The sequence below is a fragment of the Mesorhizobium newzealandense genome (assembly GCF_042682145.1).
Lineage (GTDB): Bacteria > Pseudomonadota > Alphaproteobacteria > Rhizobiales > Rhizobiaceae > Mesorhizobium > Mesorhizobium newzealandense.
Genome location: NZ_JBHUGZ010000019.1, coordinates 85606 through 104042, shown reverse-complemented (window position 1 = coordinate 104042; position 18437 = coordinate 85606). Strand labels below are relative to the sequence as shown.

Here is an 18437-nt window from a genome sequence, read left to right as displayed (position 1 = left end):
CGGCCTGCAAACGGGAGCTTCCTGCGCTTCCGGTGCTCACGTCCCAAAGTACGCGCCGCTTCGGTTCTCGGAACTACCGTTTTCGACTCGGCCTGACCTGAATCTCTAGTGCCGCAGCCAGAAAAGTGAGCCATCTAAAGGGATTGGCCGGGATTGCTTAGGGCCTGATTCAATGCGCTCACACGACAATTCAAATGAAAGGACGACATCATGGCCACCACAAAACTTCTGAGCGATGCCGAGGTGGAGAAAATCCCGGCCGTGAAGGCGGTGTTCGATGACATCCGCGCGACCCGCAAATCCGACTTCGTCAACAATTTCTGGCGCGGGCTGGCCAATGATCCTGCGGCGCTGAAGCGGATCTGGGAGCAGTTGAAGGTGGTGATGGTCGCTGACAGCGCCATCGATCCATTGACCAAGGAGATGATCTATATCGCGGTTTCGACCGCCAATGGCTGCTCCTACTGCGTCCACTCGCACACCGCCGCCGCTCGTGCGAAAGGTATGACCGATGCACAGCATGGCGAACTGGTGTCGATCATTGGGCTGGCCGGGCAGACCAACCATATGGTCACTGCGATGCAGATCCCGGTCGATCCGCAGTTCGAGGTGAAGTGAGGGCGGCTGCTTTCCAGGGCTCGAATTTTCATGGACAAAAGCACCAGATTTCCAACCTCGCTCTCTGGCTATGAGATTGAAGGCCTGATTGGAATTGATGCTCCACGACTGGTGCCGCTGTATCAGGGCTGCTCGGACTATGTCGTGCTGGAACGAGGCGAGCCGCCCAACGCTGCCAGTGCAAAGGAGGAATTTGAGAACTTTCCACCGAACCGGACGCAAGCCGACAAGTTCGTATTCGGGGTGAAGGCAATCGATGGCGAATTTGTGGGCTTGCTGGCCTGCGACCGCAATTATCCGCGAGTGGAGTGTTGGTGGATCGCATTGTTCATGATCGACAAAGAACTTCGCGGAAGAGGGTTGGGGCGAGCACTGTGCGACGGCTTTTTCAGGTGGCTGAAATCCCAGAACGTCAAGTGGGTGGAACTCGGCGTGCTCGCAGAAAATGAGCAGGCTCATCGCTTTTGGCGGGGGCAAGGCTTCGAGCTGGTGCGGACGGCGGGGCCAGTCAACATCGGTGTCAAACGGCATATTGTCCAGGTTTTAGGTCGGCCGTTGTGAGCTGATCCATTGCCAATCTGTACTATACCGGCCGATACACCTTCTCCGCAGTATTCCAGAAAATATCCGCCTCTGCCGCCGCGCCGTGTTTCGCCACCGCCGCGCGATGCGCGCTGGTCAGTTCGGCGTGGCTGGTCCACAATTTCTCGATCGGGAAGTTCGAGGCGAACATCAGATGGTCCGTGCCCAGGATGTCGATCGTATTGTCGACGATGTAGGCGATCAGTGCCGGGTCGTTGCGGTGGACGAAGGTGCCGAGACCAGACAGCTTGGCGTAGAAATTGGGCGCCGCCGACAGCGTGCGCAGGCCTGTTTTCCAGGCTTCGGTGGTTTCCGGCTCCATGCCGGTCAGCATGCCGGCATGGGTGAGGATGAAATTCGTCTCGGGGTTCTCGCCGACCAATGTCAGCCCGTCCTTCATCTGGGCGGGGAAGAGCTGCAGGTCGAAGGACAGGTCATAATCCTTCAGCCGTGCCACATTGGCGCGCACCTTCCGGTCGATGACCTGATCGGCCGAAGTGGCGAAGCGGAAGGCCGGCCTCTCGTGCCAGTGCAACTGCATGCGCACCCCGCGCAGCAGCGGATATTTTTTCAACCGGTCGATCTGCGGCCTGACATCGTCCACGGTCATGTCGGCATAGCCGACAATGGCGTGCGGCCAGCCAGTCTCGTCTGCGGCCTTCTGCAGGAAGGCGACTTCCTTTTCGAAATCCTCTTTGGCCCAGTTGGTCTGGACATAGACGGCCTTCTCGACGCCGGCACCCTTCTGGTCGGCGAGAAATTCCTCGATCGGGTAGTCGCGGCGGATCGGCTCGTAGGGGCCGAAGATGCGCGGCACCATCGGCCCGACCAACCATGGCTGGTCCTTTTGGCGCCAGATGTGGAAATGCGCGTCGATTGCTTTCTGCATCACGAAACCCTCTTCCAGATTGTCGCCGCCAGTGGGGCTGGGCGGGCGAGCGACAGGATGAAGTCGGTCAGGCCCTTGAGCGACGAGCCGTCGACGAGATCGTCGAGCACCGGCAGGATGGCGCTGAGTGCCGCCGTTGCCGGCCGGAAGCGCGGGTCGCCGGCCAGCGGCGTTGCCAGTGAAAGCCGGAAGGCACGGGCGCTCAGCCGGCGCATCGCCGTCTCCAGTTCGGCATGATCGCCGCGCTCCAACGCATCCGAGAGGATGACGACGGCAGCCCCACGGGCGAAGGCGGAAAAGCGCGGCACCGAGAGGAAGGCGAGCAGCGTCGGCCCCATGCGGGTGCCGCCGTCCCAGTCGTCGACCTGGGCTACGGCGCGGGCCAGCGCCTGGTCGCGGTCGCGAATACGAAGCGCCGTGGTGATGCGGGTCAGCCGCGTGCCGAAGGTGAAGATTTCGGCGCGGTCAGCACCCTGCACGGCCGCATGCGCGAGCTTCAGATAATCGGATGTGTGCAGCTTCATCGAGCCGGAGACGTCGATCAGGATCAGCAGCTTGCGCGGCACGGTCTGCCTGCGGCGCAGCAGCGGCGAGGGCACATCGCCGTCGGCGCTGACGATTTCCCTGAGCGACCGGCGCAGGTCGAGCTTGCCGCGCGAGCGGGTGCGCACGGTGCGGAAGGAGCGGCGCGCGGGCAGGGCGCAAGCGAGCTTGCGGCGAAAGGCTGCCAAGCCATCGATGTCGCGCTGGAAATCGCGGGTGCTCAACTGTTCGGCGCCGGAGGACAACTCGCCGCCTTCCTGCCGGCTGACCACCTCGATCTCTTCCTGGCTCGCGCCGCCATCGTCCTTGATGCGGGTTTCCTCGTCCGCATCGCCTTCGACCACGGCAGATGCGTTGCCATAAAAATGGCTCTGGAAATGCGCCTCGAATTCGTCGCGGCGGTCGGGCGGCGGCGCCAGCGTGGCAAGGGCTGCCTCGCGGATGTCGGCCATCGAGCGCGGCCCGAGCAATGTCACCGCCTGCATGAAGCCGGACACCTGCTCCGGCGCGACGGCAAAGCCGTAGCGGCGCAGCAGCCGGCCGAAGCCGAGGAACGGCGTGGCCGCACGGGGCATGGCGCTCACGCCAGTGCCTCCTCGACAATCCGGCCAAGCTCCGGCGCGATATAGGACAGGTCCTCTTCGTCCTTGATCAGCACGCCGATGGCGCGGCGGAAGGCTTCGGGCCATGGGCTGCCACCCTTTTCCAGAATGGTCGCGGCGTTGGCCCATTCGACCGCCTCGGCGATGCCGGGCGGCTTGGCCAGCGGGCGGGTGCGGATGGTCTGTACGGCTGCCGCCACCGCGCGCGCCGTCGCTTCGGCGACATCGCCGGCGCGCAGCATGATGATGGCGGCCTCGCGCTCGGCGTCGGGGTAGCCGATCCAGTGATAGACGCAGCGGCGGCGCAGCGCCTCTGCGAGTTCGCGGGTGCGGTTCGAGGTCAGGATGACGATCGGCTGTGCTGTGGCGCGGATGGTGCCGCGCTCGGGAATGCTGATCTGGAAATCGGAGAGGAATTCCAGAAGCAGCGCTTCGAACTCATGGTCCGAGCGGTCGATTTCATCGACCAGCAGCACGCGCTGATCCGGCGCCTTCAGCACCTGCAGCAGCGGCCGGGCGATCAGGAAACGGTCGTCATAGATGTCGATCTCGTGCTCGCCGGCGTGGCGGATGGCGAGCAGCTGGCGCTGGTAGTTCCATTCGTAGAGCGCATGAGCGGCGTCGATGCCCTCGTAGCATTGCAGCCGCACCAGATCGCGGCCGAGCAGCTGCGCAATCGCCTTGGCCGCTTCCGTCTTGCCGACGCCCGGCGCGCCTTCGAGCAGCAGCGGCTTGCCGAGCCGGATCGCCAGGAAGATGGCGGTCGCCAGGCTTTCATCGGCCAGATAGCGCGAGGCGGCGAGGTGCTCCGCCACCGCCTCCGGCGAGGCTGCTGATGTCTCGGCGTTCACCTCAGGCATTTCGATCACTCAGTTCGCCGCTTGCGCCTTGAGCGCGCGCAGGATGCGCTCCGGCGTGATCGGCAGCGTGTCGATGCGCACGCCGACGGCGTCGAAGACGGCATTGGCGACCGCTGGTATCTGCGGGTTGGCGCACATTTCGCCCGGCCCCTTGGCGCCATAAGGCCCGTCGGCCGACGGCCGCTCGAGCACGATGATCTCGGTTTCGGCAAGATCTCCCGGCCCCGGCATCAGATACTGGTTGAAGTCGGTGCCGCCATGGTCGCGGTTGGGGTAGTAGGGCTCGGTCGTTTCGTACAAAGCGTGGCTGATGCCCATCCACGAGCCGCCGACCAATTGCTGCTCGACCATTTTCGGATTCAGCGCGCGGCCGATCTCGAAGATGTTCTTCACCGTCAGCACGGTGACCTCGCCGGTCTCGTCATCGACCTCGACCTCGGCCACCGTGCAGGCATGCGCATAGCAGGTCGACGGCTTCATCGCGCCGGTCTCTTTCTCGGGATAGGAGCGCGGGATCAGGAACATGCCGCGTCCCGAAATCGAGCGGCCGCGCTTGAAATGCGCGGACAGCGCGACATCGAAGATCGAGATCGATTTCTGCGGCGCGCCCTTGACCAGGATGTTGCCCTGGCCGTCGGTCTCGAGGTCGGAGGCGTTGACCTCCAGCTCCTCGGCTGCCACTTCCAGCATCACCTGGCGGGCTTCCTTCGCCGCCTGGATGACGGCGTTGCCGGCGCGGTGGGTGCCGCGCGAGGCGAAGGTGCCCATGCAGTGCGGGCCGGTGTCGGTGTCGGCGGTGTCGACGACGACGCGGTCGGTCGGCACGCCGATCGTCTCGGCGCAGATCTGCGCCATGATCTGCTTCATGCCCTGGCCGAGATCGACTGATGACAGCGTCACCATGAAATTGCCGGTCGGCGTCGAATGCACCAGAGCCTGGGTCGGGTCGCCGCCGAGGTTCATGCCGGTTGGGTAGTTGATCGCGGCAACGCCGCGTCCGCGCCTGATCGCCATCTCAAGCTCCCTTCGCGTAGGACGACATCGCCATGAATTTTTCCGCCACCGGCCAGTTGGCGGCGCGCGAGGCTTCCTGCATGCACTCGATCAGCGCAGCACCCTCGGTCGGCTGGCGATGCGCCTTCATGTCGCCGTCACGATAGGCGTTGATGAAGCGGAATTCGAGCGGGTCCATGCCGATCAGCCGCGCCAGCTTGTCCATCTGCACCTCCAGCGCGAAATCGCCGATGGTGACGCCGAAGCCGCGCATGGCGGAGGAGGGCGTGCGGTTGGTGTAGACGCAGTAGGTGTCGATCCAGACGTTGGGAATGGTGTAGGGCCCGGGGTAATGCCCAGCGCCCTTCTGCGCGCCATAGGGCGAATGGCGGGAATAGGCGCCGGCATCGGTGTAGCCGGTGACTTTGCGGGCAACGATGCGGCCATCCTTCATGACGCCGTCCTTGATGACGACCTTTTCGGCGGCGCGCGGCGAGGAAATCTGCATCTCCTCCTCGCGGCTGTAGATGAAGGAGACCGGACGGCCGGTGAGCTTGGCGCCAAGGATGGCGATCGGCTCGACGATGACGTCAACCTTGCCGCCAAAGCCGCCGCCAACGGTGCCGCCGACGAAGTGGAGCTTGTTGCCGGGCATTTGCAGAATGATCGAGGCATTGTCGAGGGTGAAGAACATCGCCTGCGTGTTGGTGTAGCAAGTGAAGCGGTCATTGCCTTCGGGCGCCACCACGCAGCCGGTGGTCTCGGTCGGCGCATGCTCGATCGGCGAGGACTGGTAGCTCTGCTCCAGCACGTGGTCGGCGGCCGCGAATCCCGCCTCGACATCGCCGAAATGCACCTTGCGGCATTCGCCGCTGTCATAGAGGTAGTGGTTCTGGCCGTGATATTCGTTGACCAGCGGCGCGCCAGGCTTCAGCGCCTCCTCCATGTCGAAGACGGCCGGCAGCACCTCATAGTCGACCTTGACCTTGGCAGCGGCTTCTTGTGCCGCACGCTCGGTTTCGGCGAGCACCGCGACGACGGCTTCGCCTTTCCAGCGCACCTTGCCGTCGGCCAGCACCGTCTCGTCCTCCGGTCCGATCTGGATCAGGATCAGGATGGTGTAGACATTGTGCGGCACGTCCCTGGCGGTGAGGATTTTCACTACGCCGGGGTGCTTCTCGGCTTCCGAGGTGTCGATCGAGCGGATGCGGGCATGGTGGTGCGGGCTGCGCACCATCTTCAGGTGCAACATGCCGGGGAAATTGCGGTCGGCGAAAAAGGCGGTCTTGCCGGTGACATGGCCGGGCGAATCCGAGCGCGGCCGGGGCTGGCCGATCTCGTGCAGATCATCTTTGCGGACATCGGCGAAGTAGCTCTTGCGCAGTTCCATGTTTGCTTCCCTCAGGCCGCGTTCTGCGAGTTGGCGCGGGCGGCGATCAGCACCGCCTGGATGATCGGCTCGTAGCCGGTGCAGCGGCAGATGTTGCCCGATAGTGCCTCGACTACCTCGTCGCGGCTGGGGTTGGGCGTGTGGTCGAGCAGCACCTTGGCGGCCATGATCATCCCCGGTGTGCAGAAGCCGCATTGCGTGGCAAAGGTGTCGAGGAAGGCGCGCTGCAGCGGATGCAGAACGCCGCCCTCCGAAAGCCCCGATGTCGTGCTGATCGCCGCCCCGTTGCACGTCTCGGCCAGTGTCAGGCAGGACAGCCTAAGCTCGCCGTCGATGACAACCGAACAGGCACCGCAAGTGCCTTGATGACAGCCGCCTTTCGGTGACGTGTCGCCGATCTTGTCGCGCAGCGCGTGAAGCAGCGTCGTGCCGCTGTCGATGAATTCGGCTTTTTCAGAACCGTTGAGCGTGAACTGGACTGGGACCTTTGCCATGTTTCCTCCTTGCGCGCCTGCCCGATTGATCGGACAGACGCGCGCCCCCCAACCGGTGTTTTCAGGCCAGCAGCAGCCGGCCGAGATGGACCGGCAGCACTTCGTTGCGATACCAGGCGCTGGCGATGGGATCGGTCGCCGGCGAGGTACCCTCGTTGGCCGCGGCCAGTGCCGGTGCGATGCCGTCCCTGGTCAGGCTTCGGCCGATAAGCGCCTTCTCCGCCGCTTTGGCGCGCATCGGCCGGTTGGCCATGCAGCCAAGCGCGATCCGTGCCGACGAGACCGTGCCGTCCGGCGATTGTTCCACAAAAGCGGCGATGCTGAGCACCGAGACGCCTTTCGGCTTGACCCTCGACACTTTCAGGAAGCGAAAGCCGTCAGCCTTCGGAAGCGTGAAACCGACCGAGGTGACGATGGCGCGGTTGCTGTCGCGCCCCGCCAGAAAGGTCTCGATCGGCATCTCGCCGTCATCGGTGATGACCGTCGCATCGAGCGCCAGCAGGGCAACGGCGAAATCGCCATAGGGCGCCGGTGCGAACAGATTGCCGCCGACGGTCGCCATGTTACGGACGGCCGGACCACCAACGGCGCGCGCGACGCGGGCGAGGGCGCTGAGGTCCGGATGACGGGCGATCGTCGCCATGGTGACCGATGCGCCGATGCGGACCTTGTCATCGGTGATGGCAATTGCTGAAAGCGACGGCTCGGTCGAGCGGACAAGGCTGGAGACCGAAACGTCGCCTTCATTGGCGGCGCGCACCACCAGCGTGCCGCCGCCGAGATAGCGGGTCCCGGCGGATTTCAACGCTGCGTTGGCGTCCTTCACCGTTGCAAAAGTCTGCAGTGCTAGCGCCATGGTCTGGCTCCTTCAGCTATGGCCGGCGAAATGGCTCTTCAGGGCATTGAAGCCGCCCTGGAAGACATTGGCGCCCATGCCCTCGGCCAGCTTGTCGGCTTCCTCGGGCGCGGCGTCGAAGCTGGCGGTCCATTCGGCATAGGTGCGATCGCCATCGGTCACGCGCCTGAGCTGCAGCGTCGCCTTGTGGTTGGTCAGCGGCTGTGGCGTCTCCAGGATGGAATAGCTGACGAGGAAATTCGGATCGGAGAAATCAAGCAGCTTTTCACGGATGCGGGCGCCGCTGGCGAGCTGGAAATTGCGCACGCAGCCGATCGTCGAGGCGTCCTTGCCATCCTCGATATGGCTTTCGACCATGCGCGGGTGCCAGCTTGGCAGACCGTTGAAGTCGCGTATGCGCGCCCAGACATCTTCGACCGGCGCGTCGATGACGCTGGAGATGGTGACGTTCGCCATATCAAATGTTCCCTTGCGAATGCGACAGTTGGGCAAGGGTAGGGCGGCCATTTCAGGGGCGCTTATCAATGCGTCTTGAGCACGTATCAATGCGTCTGAAAAAGGGTGGAGTCTGAAAAGGGTGGCGGCCGGTTGGCTCAGGCGATCATCCGCGCCGCCTCGCGGTAGAGCGTCGGCGGCACGCCGACGTGGTCGCGGAAGAAGCGCGAGAAATTGCCCTGCGTGGTGAAGCCGAGATTGCAGGCGACCGAGATCAGTGGTTCCCGCGACCATTGCAATTGCCGCACGGCTTCCTCCATGCGCAGCGTGTTCCAGTAGACATTGGGCGTCAGATTGGTCTGTTCCTTGAACAGCGCGAAGAAGTGCGGCCGCGACAGGCCGACGCTGCGCGCCACGTCGTCGAAGCAGATGCGCTCGCACACATTGGCCTTCATCAGCTGGATCGCCTTGCGTACGCGGAAATCCTGCATGGTGTTTATGCGGACGCGCGCCTCATGCGGCGCCGAGGCGTCCGCGGCATCGAGCACGCTGTCGATGAAGCGCTCGATCTCGTAATTGGCGACGTCGTCGACGCTCTCATTGTCGCTGAGGTGGTCGAGCAGATTGGCGGCGGCCTGGTACAGCCAGGGCTCCAGTGTGATCGCAGCCTGTGAGAACAGCGGCGCGGACGAAGGCAGGTCGCGGCGGCGGCGCGCCCAGTCGGGGTCGATGTAGAAGGCGAGAAACAGGCCCGGCGTGCCGTTGTGCGACAGGACGTGGCTGTGCGGCTGGAAGGAGTTGATGCCGGCGGCGGTGTGCGGTCCAAGCCGTACCGTTTCACGGCCAATGGTCATCTCGCCGGCGGTGCCTTCCAGCCAGATGATCAGATGTGCCTCGCCATGGGCGTGTGTGACGAAGTCGCTTGCGACATTCAGGACAGAAACATGTCCGAACCGGCCCCAGTAGAGCCTGATCGCTTCCGTCATGGTAATCCTCCCGCAGGCGACTGGCCTCCCTTCGCCTGCAGCGGGGATTGTGCGGCGGAGTTCGGGCGCGCGTCAAGGTGCAGGGCGGCCGTGGTCTTCTGCGACGTGCCTTGGCTGTGGATTTTCAGACTGAGCGATAGGTAGTGAACCGAACAACGGTTGGATGGCCGCGCCGGCGTTGGTGCCTCAAACCGAAGCCGTCATGCCACGGGTTTCCACCTTTCGGCATCATGGTCCTAATCGCTGCGGCGGAAATTGCGGATGCGATCGAACAGCACCGCAAGCAGGATAGCGCCGCCGATGAACACGCCTTGCCAGAAGGCATTGATGCCGAGCAGGCCAAGGCTGTTGCGGATCACCTCGATCAATGCCGCGCCGACTATGGCGCCGAAGGCGGTGCCGACGCCGCCGGCCAGATTGGCGCCGCCGATGACGGTGGCGGCGATTACCTGCAGCTCCATGCCAGTGCCGAGATTGGTGGTCACGGCGCCCAGCCAGCCAGTCTGGATGATGCCGGCAATACCTGCCGACAGCGCCGAGATCATGTAGACGGCGACCTTGATCTGACGCACCGGAACGCCGGTCAGCGTCGCCGCATGCTCATTGCCGCCAATGGCGAAGATGTGGCGGCCGAACTTGGTCCAGCGCAGGATGAAGCCGGTGATCAGCGCCAAAAGGATCATGTAAAGCACCGGATTGGCGATGCCGAACACCCAGGCGCCGCCGCCCAGCGCCAGAAGCTTGGCGTGGTCCGGCCCGAACTGGAAGACGACGGTGTTGTTGGAAGCGACCATGGCCAGGCTGCGGGCGATCGACAGCATGCCGAGCGTCACCACGAAGGGTGGAAAACCGAGATAGGCGATCAGGGCGCCGTTGAAGGCACCGATGGCGAGCGCGGTGGCGATAGACGCCAGGATGCCGACCTCGATCGAGTAGCCGGCGTGCATGGTGACGGCCAGCACCATCGACGACAGGCACAGCACCGAGCCGACCGACAGGTCGATGCCGCCGGTGATGATGACGAAGGTCATGCCGAGCGCGATGATGGCGACGAAGGTGATGTTGCGGGTGATGTTGTAGAGGTTCTTCGATGTCGCGAAGGCATCGGTGGCAAACGACAGGAACAGGCAGGCGAGGATGACCGCGATCACCACCCAGAAGGTCTGGCTGGCAAACAGCCTTGCCGGCAGAGATTGCTGCTTGTGTTCGATCGGCTGGTCAATTGTCAGTGCCATCGTCGGCCTTCATCTGCTGCCATTGTGAAAACGCTTGAAATCATACCTGTTCGATGGCGCCGGTGATCAGCCCGGTGACTTCCTCGGGTGAGCTCGACGCAATCGTCTTGTCGGCGACCTTGCGGCCGCGCCGCATGACGATGACGCGGTCGGCGACGGTGAAGACGTCGGGCATGCGGTGGCTGATCAGCACGACGGCGATGCCTTGGTCGCGCAAATGGCGGATCAGGTTCAGCACTTCGGCGACCTGCCGCACCGAAATCGCCGCCGTCGGCTCGTCCATCAGCACGATCTTGGCTTGCGACAGCATGGTGCGGGCGATCGCCACAGCCTGCCGCTGGCCGCCCGACATCTGCTTGACGAGGTCGCGCGGGCGGGTCTCGGATTTGAGCTCGGCGAAGATCTGGCCAGCGCGCTTGTACATCGAGGCGTAGTCGAGAATGCGGAACGGGCCAACGCCGCGGCGCAATTCGCGACCGAGATAGACATTTGCCGCCGCTGTCAGATTGTTGCAGAGCGCCAGATCCTGGTGGACGATCTCTATGCCGTGCTGGCGCGCCTCGACCGGCTTGTGCAGCACCAGGTCCTTGCCGTCCATCTGCATGGAGCCATGGCTCGGGCGGAAATTGCCGGCGATCATCTTGACCAGCGTCGACTTGCCGGCGCCGTTGTCGCCCATCAGGCCGACCACCTGTCCGGGCTCGATCGACAACGAGACATCGTTGACCGCCTGGATGGCGCCGAAATGCTTCGAGATATTGGTGAGTTCGAGAACTGCCACCAGCCTTCTTGCCTCCCCGTTTTGCGGCCTGCTGCTGTTCCCGGCATGAATGCTGGCGCTGCTTTGGCCTCGCTCTCCCCAGCTCCTCCCGGAAACAGCGTTAGCGTTCTTTTACGCAAAAGCTGGCGCGCGTCAATCGCCGGATTATTTTAAAAATCCGTTTTGTAGGACAAATAGCATTGACGTTGGCGGTGAGCCGATATTAGCTAAGCGTCGGAGGAGATTATGCCGATCCCCGCTGGCGGTTCGCCGGGTGGGATCGGCGGAGGCTTATCGGTCGAGGATTCGGCGTGCTTGAGCCGGTCTAACGCCGCATCTGGAAATGCTTATCGACCTGTCTGACGACACGAGCGCTCGCGAAACGAAGCTCGGTCATCACGCATCCGGTCGATTTGTGTGGCGGGCACGCCGTGTCCGTCTGTTTCAAGGGAGGACTGACATGAAAAAATCACTTTTGCTCGCCGCCGTCGCCATGATGGCGATTGGCGCCGGACCGGCTTTGGCCAAGAAACAGCTCGTCATTGTCGTGAAAGGTCTCGACAATCCGTTCTTCGAAGCCATCCACCAGGGCTGCGAGAAATGGAACAAGGAAAACGCCAGCTCGGAATATGAATGCTTCTACACCGGTCCGGCGTCGACTTCGGACGAGGCCGGCGAGGCGCAGATTGTCCAGGACATGCTGAGCAAGGCCGACACCGTGGCGATGGCGATTTCGCCGTCCAACGCGCCGCTGATCGCGCAGACGATCAAGACCGCCAATCCGACGATCCCGATCATGACGGTCGATGCCGACCTCAGCAAGGAAGATGCGGCGCTGCGCAAGACCTATCTCGGCACCGACAACTACCTGATGGGTCACAAGATCGGTGAGTACATCAAGAAGGGTAAGCCGAATGGCGGCACGATCTGCACCATCGAGGGCAACCCGGCGGCCGACAACATCCTGCGCCGCGCGCAAGGCATGCGTGACGCACTGTCGGGCAAGGAAGGCCTCGCCGCACTTGCCGGCGAAGGTGGCTGGACCGAAGTCGCCGGCTGCCCGGTGTTCACCAATGACAACGGCGCCGCAGGCGTGCAGGCGATGACCGACATCCTCGCCGCCAACCCCAAGCTGGATGCGTTCGGCATCATGGGCGGCTGGCCGCTGTTCGGCGCCCCGCAGCCCTATCGCGATCTGTTCGGGCCGCTCAAGGACCGGATCGCCAGCAACGACTTTGTCATCGGTGCCGCCGACACGATCGGCGACGAGGTGGCGATCGCCAAGGATGGCCTGGTGACGGCTCTGGTCGGTCAGCGGCCGTTTGAAATGGGCTACAAGGCGCCATCGGTGATGATCGACCTGATCGAAGGCAAGGCCGTCGCCGATCCGGTGTTCACCGGCCTCGACGAATGCACCAAGGACACGGTCGACACCTGCATCCAGAAGTAGGTTCCTGATTTCGGGGCGCTCGGCAACGGGCGCCCCGTCAATTCCTGAACGGGACGCTGTGGTCGGGGCGACAGGCTCCGGCTTTGGCGCGTCCATGGTCTGGATTTTTCGGCAACGAGATCGGCGTGCCGTGCGGGTTCGGACCAGTCCGGACGACAGACGGCCGACGCATTGGAACGTGGATGCCGGACGAGAAGTCAAAGAAGCGAGCCGACCGGGCCAAGGCACAAGCCAGCCGCCGTCCGGCTGTCATGCGCAGGGCTGGCGCCGCGCACTTTCCGGGAGCGAGCGTCCATGCCTCGCTGGCCAGCGAGATCGGCCTGCGGATCGTGCGCGGCGACTATCCGCCCGGCACCATCCTGCCCAACGAGGCCAAATGGGCTGAGATATTCAATGTCAGCCGTTCAGCGGTGCGCGAAGCCATCAAGATGCTGATGGCCAAGAGCCTTCTGGCCTCGCGTCCCAAGATCGGCAGCTGGGTCGAGCCGAAAGAGCGCTGGAACCTGCTCGACCGCGACGTGCTGGCCTGGTACGCGACGGCGCCCGACCGCGAGGCCTTCCTGCGCACCGTGCAGGAGTTTCGCCATATCATCGAGCCGGAAGCGTCGGCCTTTGCCGCCATGCGGCGCAGCGACGAGGAGATGGCCGAGATCAGCCAGGCCTGCCGTGAGATGGGCGATGCCTTGAGCCTGCAGGAGCGTATCCGCGCGGACACGCGCTTCCACCTTGCCATTCTGCGCGCCTCCGGCAACGATTTGCTGGTGCCGCTCGGCGTGCTGATCGAATCGGCCCTCGACCATCTCTTCGACTTCACGACACAGCGGGTTGGTGATCAGCGGCAGGCACAGAAGCTGCATGAGGCGATCGAGAAGAACATCCGCCTGCAGCGTCCGGCAGCCGCGCGCAATGCCGTGCACAAGCTGCTTGAAAACACCGATGAAGGAATCGGGCGATCGAGGCGATGACCGGCGCATTTTCCGCGCGTAGCCTCCGGCGGCCCTTCGCAGGCTCCCAGCCCTTCAGGCGTTCAGTCCCTTCAAAAGGTCCACTGGACCTTTTGATCCGCCCAGAAGCGAACCGGGCCTTCACCGTTCGAAACTCAAAAAGCCAAGCAATTGGCTTTTCGTCCGCTGCGCGGACCGCTTCTCACCTCAAATCGTCTGTTTCTTGCCATCCTTCATCGGCATCAGGTCGACGCCGTTGACCTTGCCGATATGCGTCGCCAGCATCGGCACGAATTGCTCGGCCGGGCCGGTGGCGAAGGCGCCGGCGAAGGAGTTCTTGGTGGCGTTGCCGAGTGGGTTGGCGATGCCGGCCGCACCGGCCATCGATTCCAGATAGGTCAGGTCCTTGAAAGCGTTGGCGATGGAGAATTTGTGGGCGTCGCGGTCGCCTTCCAGCGTCCAGCGCATGAAGGTCTGGTAGAAGCCGCAATCCATGCGGCCATTGCGGATGACGCTGTCGAAGCGCGGCGGCGAGATGCCGACCTTCTGCGCCAGCGCCAGCGCCTCGGAATAGATCGCGGCATAGCCGAGCGAGATGAAATTGTTGAGCAGTTTCATGCGGTGGCCGTCGCCGGTGTCGCCGATATGGACGATGCGGCCGGCCCAGGTTTCCAGCACCGGCTTCAGCCGGGCAAAGACGGCGTCCGGCGCGCCGACCATGGCGTCGAGCGTGCCTTCCCAGGCCTCCTTCGGCGTACGGCTCAGCGGCGCGTCGACATAGTCGATGCCGAGCGCCTTGAGTTCGGCCGCCAGTGCAATGGTCGAGACCGGATCGGAGGTCGAGCAGTCGACGACGACCGAGCCCTTTTTCAAGCCCTCCTTGACGCCGCCGGGGCCGCGAACGATGGCTTCGACTTCGCGCGAGCCGGTGACGCAGATGAAGACGATGTCGGATGCCGCAGCCACATCGCGCGAACTCGACGCTTCCGTGGCGCCGCGGCCAAGCAGGTCTTCCGCCGGCTTGCGGTTCTTGCGGCCGAGAAAGGTCAGGCTGTAGCCTTTGTCGACGATGTTCTTGGCGATCCCGTGTCCCATCAGGCCAAGGCCGATGAAGCCGATCTTTTCGCTCGCGGCAGTCGTGTTCATGTCTTCAAGTCCTGTTGAATTGATTGATGCCAGGCGCTGCCATTTTGCAGGCGAGGGTGGTTGCGGATTGCGATATTGTCTGACAATACACATAAATCCCAGAGGATGTGGAGAGCAAAATGACCAAGCGGATCATGTTCACCGGCGGCAGCGGCAAGGCCGGACGCCATGTCGTGCAGTATCTGGTGGAGCAGGGCTGTCAGGTGCTCAACATCGACACCAAGCCGCTCGACAATCCCAAGGTGCGCACCCTGATCACCGATATCACCGACAGCGGGCAGGTGTTCAACGCGCTGTCGAGTTATATGGGCCTGCACGAATTCGATCCGTCGCTGCGCCCCCAGCCGGTTGATGCCGTTGTGCATTTCGCGGCCATCCCGCGCATCATGATCACCACCGACAATGAAGTTTTCCGCATCAACGCGCTCGGCACCTACAATGTCATCGAGGCGGCGGTGAAGCTCGGCATCCCCAAGGTGGTGATCGCCTCCAGCGAGACGACCTACGGGCTGGTGTTCGCCAATGAGCCGCGTGATCCCCGGTATTTCCCGCTCGACGAGGACTATGATGTCGATCCGATGGACAGCTACGCCCTGTCCAAGGTCGTCAACGAGAAGACGGCACGCGCCTTTGCGCAGCGCAACGGCACCGATATCTATGCCTTGCGCATCGGCAACGTCATCGAGCCGCATGAATATTCGCTGTTTCCGAAATGGTTCGCCGATCCGGGTTTCCGCAAGCGCATCGCCTGGAGCTATGTCGACGCGCGCGATCTCGGCCAGATCACGTTGCGCGCCATCGAGAAGGATGGCCTCGGCTATCAGGTGTTCAATGCTGCCAATGACGACACTTCGTCCGACCTGCCGACGGCTGAATTGCTGAAGCGGTTCTATCCGGGCGTACCGGTCAAGGCCGAACTCGGCGAGTACGAGACGCTGCTCTCCAACCGCAAGGCGCGCGACATGCTGGGTTTCCGCCCGGAGCACAGCTGGCGCAAATACGTCAAGCAGGCCTGATCCGCGGGAGCAATCGGGGCTGATCTGTGCACAGCGGTAGGCTTTGCGGCCCAAGCCGCTTGCCGCGCTTGACAGCCTCTTCAATCCGGACTTTCTGGAGCCTATGCGGGACGCGAAGCCGAACAAGGAAAAATCGCCAGCGAAAGCGGCCTCGACTGACCGCCCGGCCGGCGTTCGCCGACCTGACGCGGCGCGCATTCCAGGCTCGAGCGTCCATGCTTCGCTGGCCAGCGAGATTGGTCTGCGGATCGTGCGTGGCGACTACCCGCCCGGCACCATCCTGCCCAATGAAGCGAAATGGTCGGAGACCTTCAGCGTCAGCCGTTCGGCGGTGCGCGAAGCGATCAAGATGCTGATGGCCAAGAGCCTGCTGGCATCGCGCCCCAAGATCGGCAGCTGGGTCGAGCCGAAAGAGCGCTGGAACCTGCTCGACCGCGATGTGCTGGCCTGGTACGCGACATCACCGGATCGCGAAGTGTTCCTGAAGACCGTGCAGGAGTTCCGCCACATCATCGAGCCGGAAGCGACCGCCTTTGCCGCCATGCGGCGGACCGGCGAACAGATGGCCGAGATCAGCCAGGCCTGCCGCGATATGGGTGAGGCGGCCAGCCTGCAGGAGCGCACCCGCGCCGACACCCGCTTTCACCTCGCCATCCTGCGCGCCTCCGGCAATGATCTTCTGGTGCCGCTCGGCGTGCTGATCGAATCCGCCTTCGATCATTTGTTCGCCTTCACCACCCGAGCCGTGGACGATCTCAACCATGCGCAGAAGCTGCATGAGGCGATCGAGAAGAACATCCGCCTGCAGCGGCCGGACGCGGCGCGCAACGCGGTGCGCAAGTTGTTGGCCAACACCGACAGCGTCATCCGATCGCGATAGGGGCCGACCGGGTCGCGGCTAGTCGTCCGGCTCACGTCCGAAGGCGGCGCGCAGTTCGTCCTTGGCGTCCTTCTTGCGCGTGGCGGGCAGGTTCTTGCCGGCGCGGTTGATGTAGAAATTTAGCATCGACATGGCGGACTGAAACGGCTCGGCCTTGCGCCGGTCGCTGTGTTCGGCGGATCGTTTGAGCGAGGCGGCGATCTTCCTGGCGTCATCGGATTCGAAGACGTGGTCCTCGAGATCCATCGCGTCGCTGTGCCCGGTCACCTCGGCCGACCATTTCTTCTTCTTGGTCATGGCAGGACTCCTTTGCAGGGTGCGTTGCCGGGAAACTCCACACATTGGCATCGGTTCCCGAATCCGCCCTGGCTCTGGAGCCACGGATTTGCCCGCTGTGGCGCTGCTGCGTGTCTGGAATGCGCCGATAGTGGCGCAAACGGCAGCCGATTTTCGAGACCGCCGACAGGAAACGCCTTGACCCGAACCGACTTGAGCCGGCCGAGGCCCGGCATCGACAGTACCTATGCCTGGATGCGGCTCGCCATTTCGATGCTGCTGGCGACGATCGGCGCCGTCGGCATGTGGGCGGTTGTCGTCGTGCTGCCCGCCGTGCAGGCCGAGTTCGGCGTTGATCGCGCCGCGGCGTCCATGCCCTACACCGCGACCATGGTCGGTTTCGCCGCTGGCAACGTGCTGGTCGGCCGGGCCATCGACCGTATGGGCTACTGGATCCCGGCGCTCATCTCCTCGATTGCGCTCGCCGCCGGCCTCCTGCTCGCGGCGCTGTCGACCTCCATCCTGCAATTCACCCTTGCTCAAGGGTTGCTGATCGGTGTCGGTACATCGGTGATCTTCGGACCGCTGATCGCCGATATCTCGCACTGGTTCAATCGCCGGCGCGGTGTCGCAGTGACGGCAGCAGCCGCCGGCAACTACCTTGCCGGAGCGATCTGGCCGACCATCATGCCGACGCTGATGAAGGCGGAAGGCTGGCGCTTCACCTATGCGGCAATCGGCATCTTCTGCCTGGTGACCATGGTGCCGCTGGTGCTGATGCTGCGGCGCGGTGCCCCGGCTGCGGCCGCCGCCGGTTCGCCGGGAAGCCGGCCGGTGCAGTCGATTTCGCTGTCGCCGGCAGCGTTGCAGGTGCTGCTGGTCGTCGCCGGTCTCGGCTGCTGCGTGGCGATGTCGATGCCGCAGGTGCATATCGTCGCCTATTGCATGGATCTCGGCTACGGCATGGCGCATGGCGCCGACATGCTGTCGATCATGATGGCGGCGGGCGTCGTCAGCCGGCTGGCGTCCGGTTTTCTCGCCGACCGTATCGGCGGCGTGAAGACGCTGCTCATCGGCTCGGTGCTGCAGTGCCTGTCGCTCCTGTTCTACATCCCGTTCGACGGGCTCGCTTCGCTCTACGTCGTCTCGCTGGTGTTCGGCCTTTCGCAAGGCGGTATCGTGCCTTGCTATGCGATCATCGTGCGCGAATACATGCCGGCCAGGGAGGCTGGGCAGCGTATCGGCATCGTCATGATGGCGACGATCCTCGGCATGGCGATCGGCGGATGGATGTCGGGCTGGATCTACGACCTGACCGGTTCCTATGCCGCGGCGTTCCTCAATGGTATCGCATGGAATTTGCTGAACATACTGGCGATCGGGTTGTTGTCGTGGAAGGCAAGGCGAAGTGTTGTGGCGATGGCCTGAACGGGTCAGGTCGGTCCCCTTTGCTTGACAAGGACGACAGGCTGCGCGACGCCA

General features: G+C 63.5%; 20 protein-coding genes. 7 read left to right on the top strand and 13 right to left on the bottom strand.

Features of this window, described 5'->3' with window-relative positions:
• Positions 1-210 precede the first annotated feature (210 nt).
• On the top strand, positions 211-618 hold the full coding sequence (locus tag ACFSOZ_RS28870) for a carboxymuconolactone decarboxylase family protein (RefSeq protein WP_379103648.1): 408 nt from the start codon (positions 211-213) through the stop codon (positions 616-618).
• Between the two features lie 30 nt (positions 619-648).
• Positions 649-1179, top strand: a complete 531-nt coding sequence (locus ACFSOZ_RS28865) for a GNAT family N-acetyltransferase (RefSeq protein WP_379103646.1) — start codon at positions 649-651, stop codon at positions 1177-1179.
• A gap of 22 nt (positions 1180-1201) precedes the next feature.
• On the opposite strand, the gene ACFSOZ_RS28860 is transcribed toward ACFSOZ_RS28865, so the two are convergent.
• The 11 genes from ACFSOZ_RS28860 to ACFSOZ_RS28810 form a co-directional block, all read right to left on the bottom strand.
• A complete protein-coding gene (locus tag ACFSOZ_RS28860) occupies positions 1202-2089 on the bottom strand; it encodes an amidohydrolase family protein (RefSeq protein ID WP_379103863.1) in 888 nt (295 codons plus the stop codon).
• Positions 2089-3207 carry a vWA domain-containing protein gene (locus tag ACFSOZ_RS28855; RefSeq protein ID WP_379103861.1) on the bottom strand — a complete coding sequence of 373 codons (1119 nt, stop codon included), beginning with the start codon at positions 3205-3207 and terminating at the stop codon, positions 2089-2091. The genes ACFSOZ_RS28860 and ACFSOZ_RS28855 overlap by 1 nt, the downstream gene beginning before the upstream one ends.
• Before the next feature lie 5 nt (positions 3208-3212).
• Complete coding sequence (locus tag ACFSOZ_RS28850; protein WP_379103859.1) at positions 3213-4094, bottom strand: AAA family ATPase; 882 nt, start codon at positions 4092-4094, stop codon at positions 3213-3215.
• A 9-nt stretch (positions 4095-4103) separates the two neighbouring features.
• Positions 4104-5108, bottom strand: a complete 1005-nt coding sequence (locus ACFSOZ_RS28845) for a xanthine dehydrogenase family protein molybdopterin-binding subunit (protein ID WP_379103644.1) — start codon at positions 5106-5108, stop codon at positions 4104-4106.
• A 1-nt stretch (position 5109) separates the two neighbouring features.
• Positions 5110-6477: a xanthine dehydrogenase family protein molybdopterin-binding subunit gene (locus ACFSOZ_RS28840; protein ID WP_379103643.1), complete on the bottom strand. Its 1368-nt coding sequence runs from the start codon at positions 6475-6477 to the stop codon at positions 5110-5112.
• An 11-nt stretch (positions 6478-6488) separates the two neighbouring features.
• Positions 6489-6971, bottom strand: a complete 483-nt coding sequence (locus ACFSOZ_RS28835; RefSeq protein ID WP_379103641.1) for a (2Fe-2S)-binding protein — start codon at positions 6969-6971, stop codon at positions 6489-6491.
• 61 nt (positions 6972-7032) lie between these two features.
• On the bottom strand, positions 7033-7827 hold the full coding sequence (locus ACFSOZ_RS28830; RefSeq protein ID WP_379103639.1) for an FAD binding domain-containing protein: 795 nt from the start codon (positions 7825-7827) through the stop codon (positions 7033-7035).
• Between the two features lie 12 nt (positions 7828-7839).
• Positions 7840-8283, bottom strand: coding sequence for an SRPBCC family protein (locus tag ACFSOZ_RS28825; RefSeq protein WP_379103638.1), 444 nt, complete (start codon positions 8281-8283; stop codon positions 7840-7842).
• Positions 8284-8420: 137 nt separating this feature from the next.
• A complete protein-coding gene (locus ACFSOZ_RS28820) occupies positions 8421-9248 on the bottom strand; it encodes an AraC family transcriptional regulator (RefSeq protein ID WP_379103636.1) in 828 nt (275 codons plus the stop codon).
• Positions 9249-9484: 236 nt separating this feature from the next.
• The gene (locus tag ACFSOZ_RS28815) at positions 9485-10483 is read right to left on the bottom strand and encodes an ABC transporter permease (RefSeq protein WP_379103634.1); all 999 of its coding nucleotides are present in this window, start codon (positions 10481-10483) and stop codon (positions 9485-9487) included.
• A gap of 40 nt (positions 10484-10523) precedes the next feature.
• Positions 10524-11264: an ATP-binding cassette domain-containing protein gene (locus ACFSOZ_RS28810; protein WP_111543565.1), complete on the bottom strand. Its 741-nt coding sequence runs from the start codon at positions 11262-11264 to the stop codon at positions 10524-10526.
• Positions 11265-11703: 439 nt separating this feature from the next.
• On the opposite strand from ACFSOZ_RS28810, the gene ACFSOZ_RS28805 reads away from it, so the two are divergent.
• Positions 11704-12693, top strand: a complete 990-nt coding sequence (locus ACFSOZ_RS28805) for a substrate-binding domain-containing protein (protein ID WP_379103632.1) — start codon at positions 11704-11706, stop codon at positions 12691-12693.
• Between the two features lie 182 nt (positions 12694-12875).
• Positions 12876-13658 carry a FadR/GntR family transcriptional regulator gene (locus ACFSOZ_RS28800; protein ID WP_379103630.1) on the top strand — a complete coding sequence of 261 codons (783 nt, stop codon included), beginning with the start codon at positions 12876-12878 and terminating at the stop codon, positions 13656-13658.
• 186 nt (positions 13659-13844) lie between these two features.
• On the opposite strand, the gene ACFSOZ_RS28795 is transcribed toward ACFSOZ_RS28800, so the two are convergent.
• Positions 13845-14783, bottom strand: coding sequence for an NAD(P)-dependent oxidoreductase (locus ACFSOZ_RS28795; protein WP_379103627.1), 939 nt, complete (start codon positions 14781-14783; stop codon positions 13845-13847).
• A gap of 119 nt (positions 14784-14902) precedes the next feature.
• On the opposite strand from ACFSOZ_RS28795, the gene ACFSOZ_RS28790 reads away from it, so the two are divergent.
• Together ACFSOZ_RS28790 and ACFSOZ_RS28785 are read left to right on the top strand one after the other, a co-directional pair.
• Positions 14903-15799: an NAD-dependent epimerase/dehydratase family protein gene (locus ACFSOZ_RS28790; RefSeq protein WP_379103625.1), complete on the top strand. Its 897-nt coding sequence runs from the start codon at positions 14903-14905 to the stop codon at positions 15797-15799.
• 103 nt (positions 15800-15902) lie between these two features.
• The gene (locus ACFSOZ_RS28785; RefSeq protein WP_379103623.1) at positions 15903-16679 is read left to right on the top strand and encodes a FadR/GntR family transcriptional regulator; all 777 of its coding nucleotides are present in this window, start codon (positions 15903-15905) and stop codon (positions 16677-16679) included.
• Between the two features lie 18 nt (positions 16680-16697).
• On the opposite strand, the gene ACFSOZ_RS28780 is transcribed toward ACFSOZ_RS28785, so the two are convergent.
• Positions 16698-16976: a DUF3175 domain-containing protein gene (locus ACFSOZ_RS28780; RefSeq protein ID WP_379103621.1), complete on the bottom strand. Its 279-nt coding sequence runs from the start codon at positions 16974-16976 to the stop codon at positions 16698-16700.
• A 177-nt stretch (positions 16977-17153) separates the two neighbouring features.
• Here ACFSOZ_RS28780 and ACFSOZ_RS28775 point away from each other — a divergent pair, with 177 nt between their 5' ends.
• Entirely contained in the window at positions 17154-18383 is a 1230-nt protein-coding gene (locus ACFSOZ_RS28775) for an MFS transporter (protein ID WP_379103619.1), read from the top strand.
• Positions 18384-18437 lie beyond the last annotated feature (54 nt).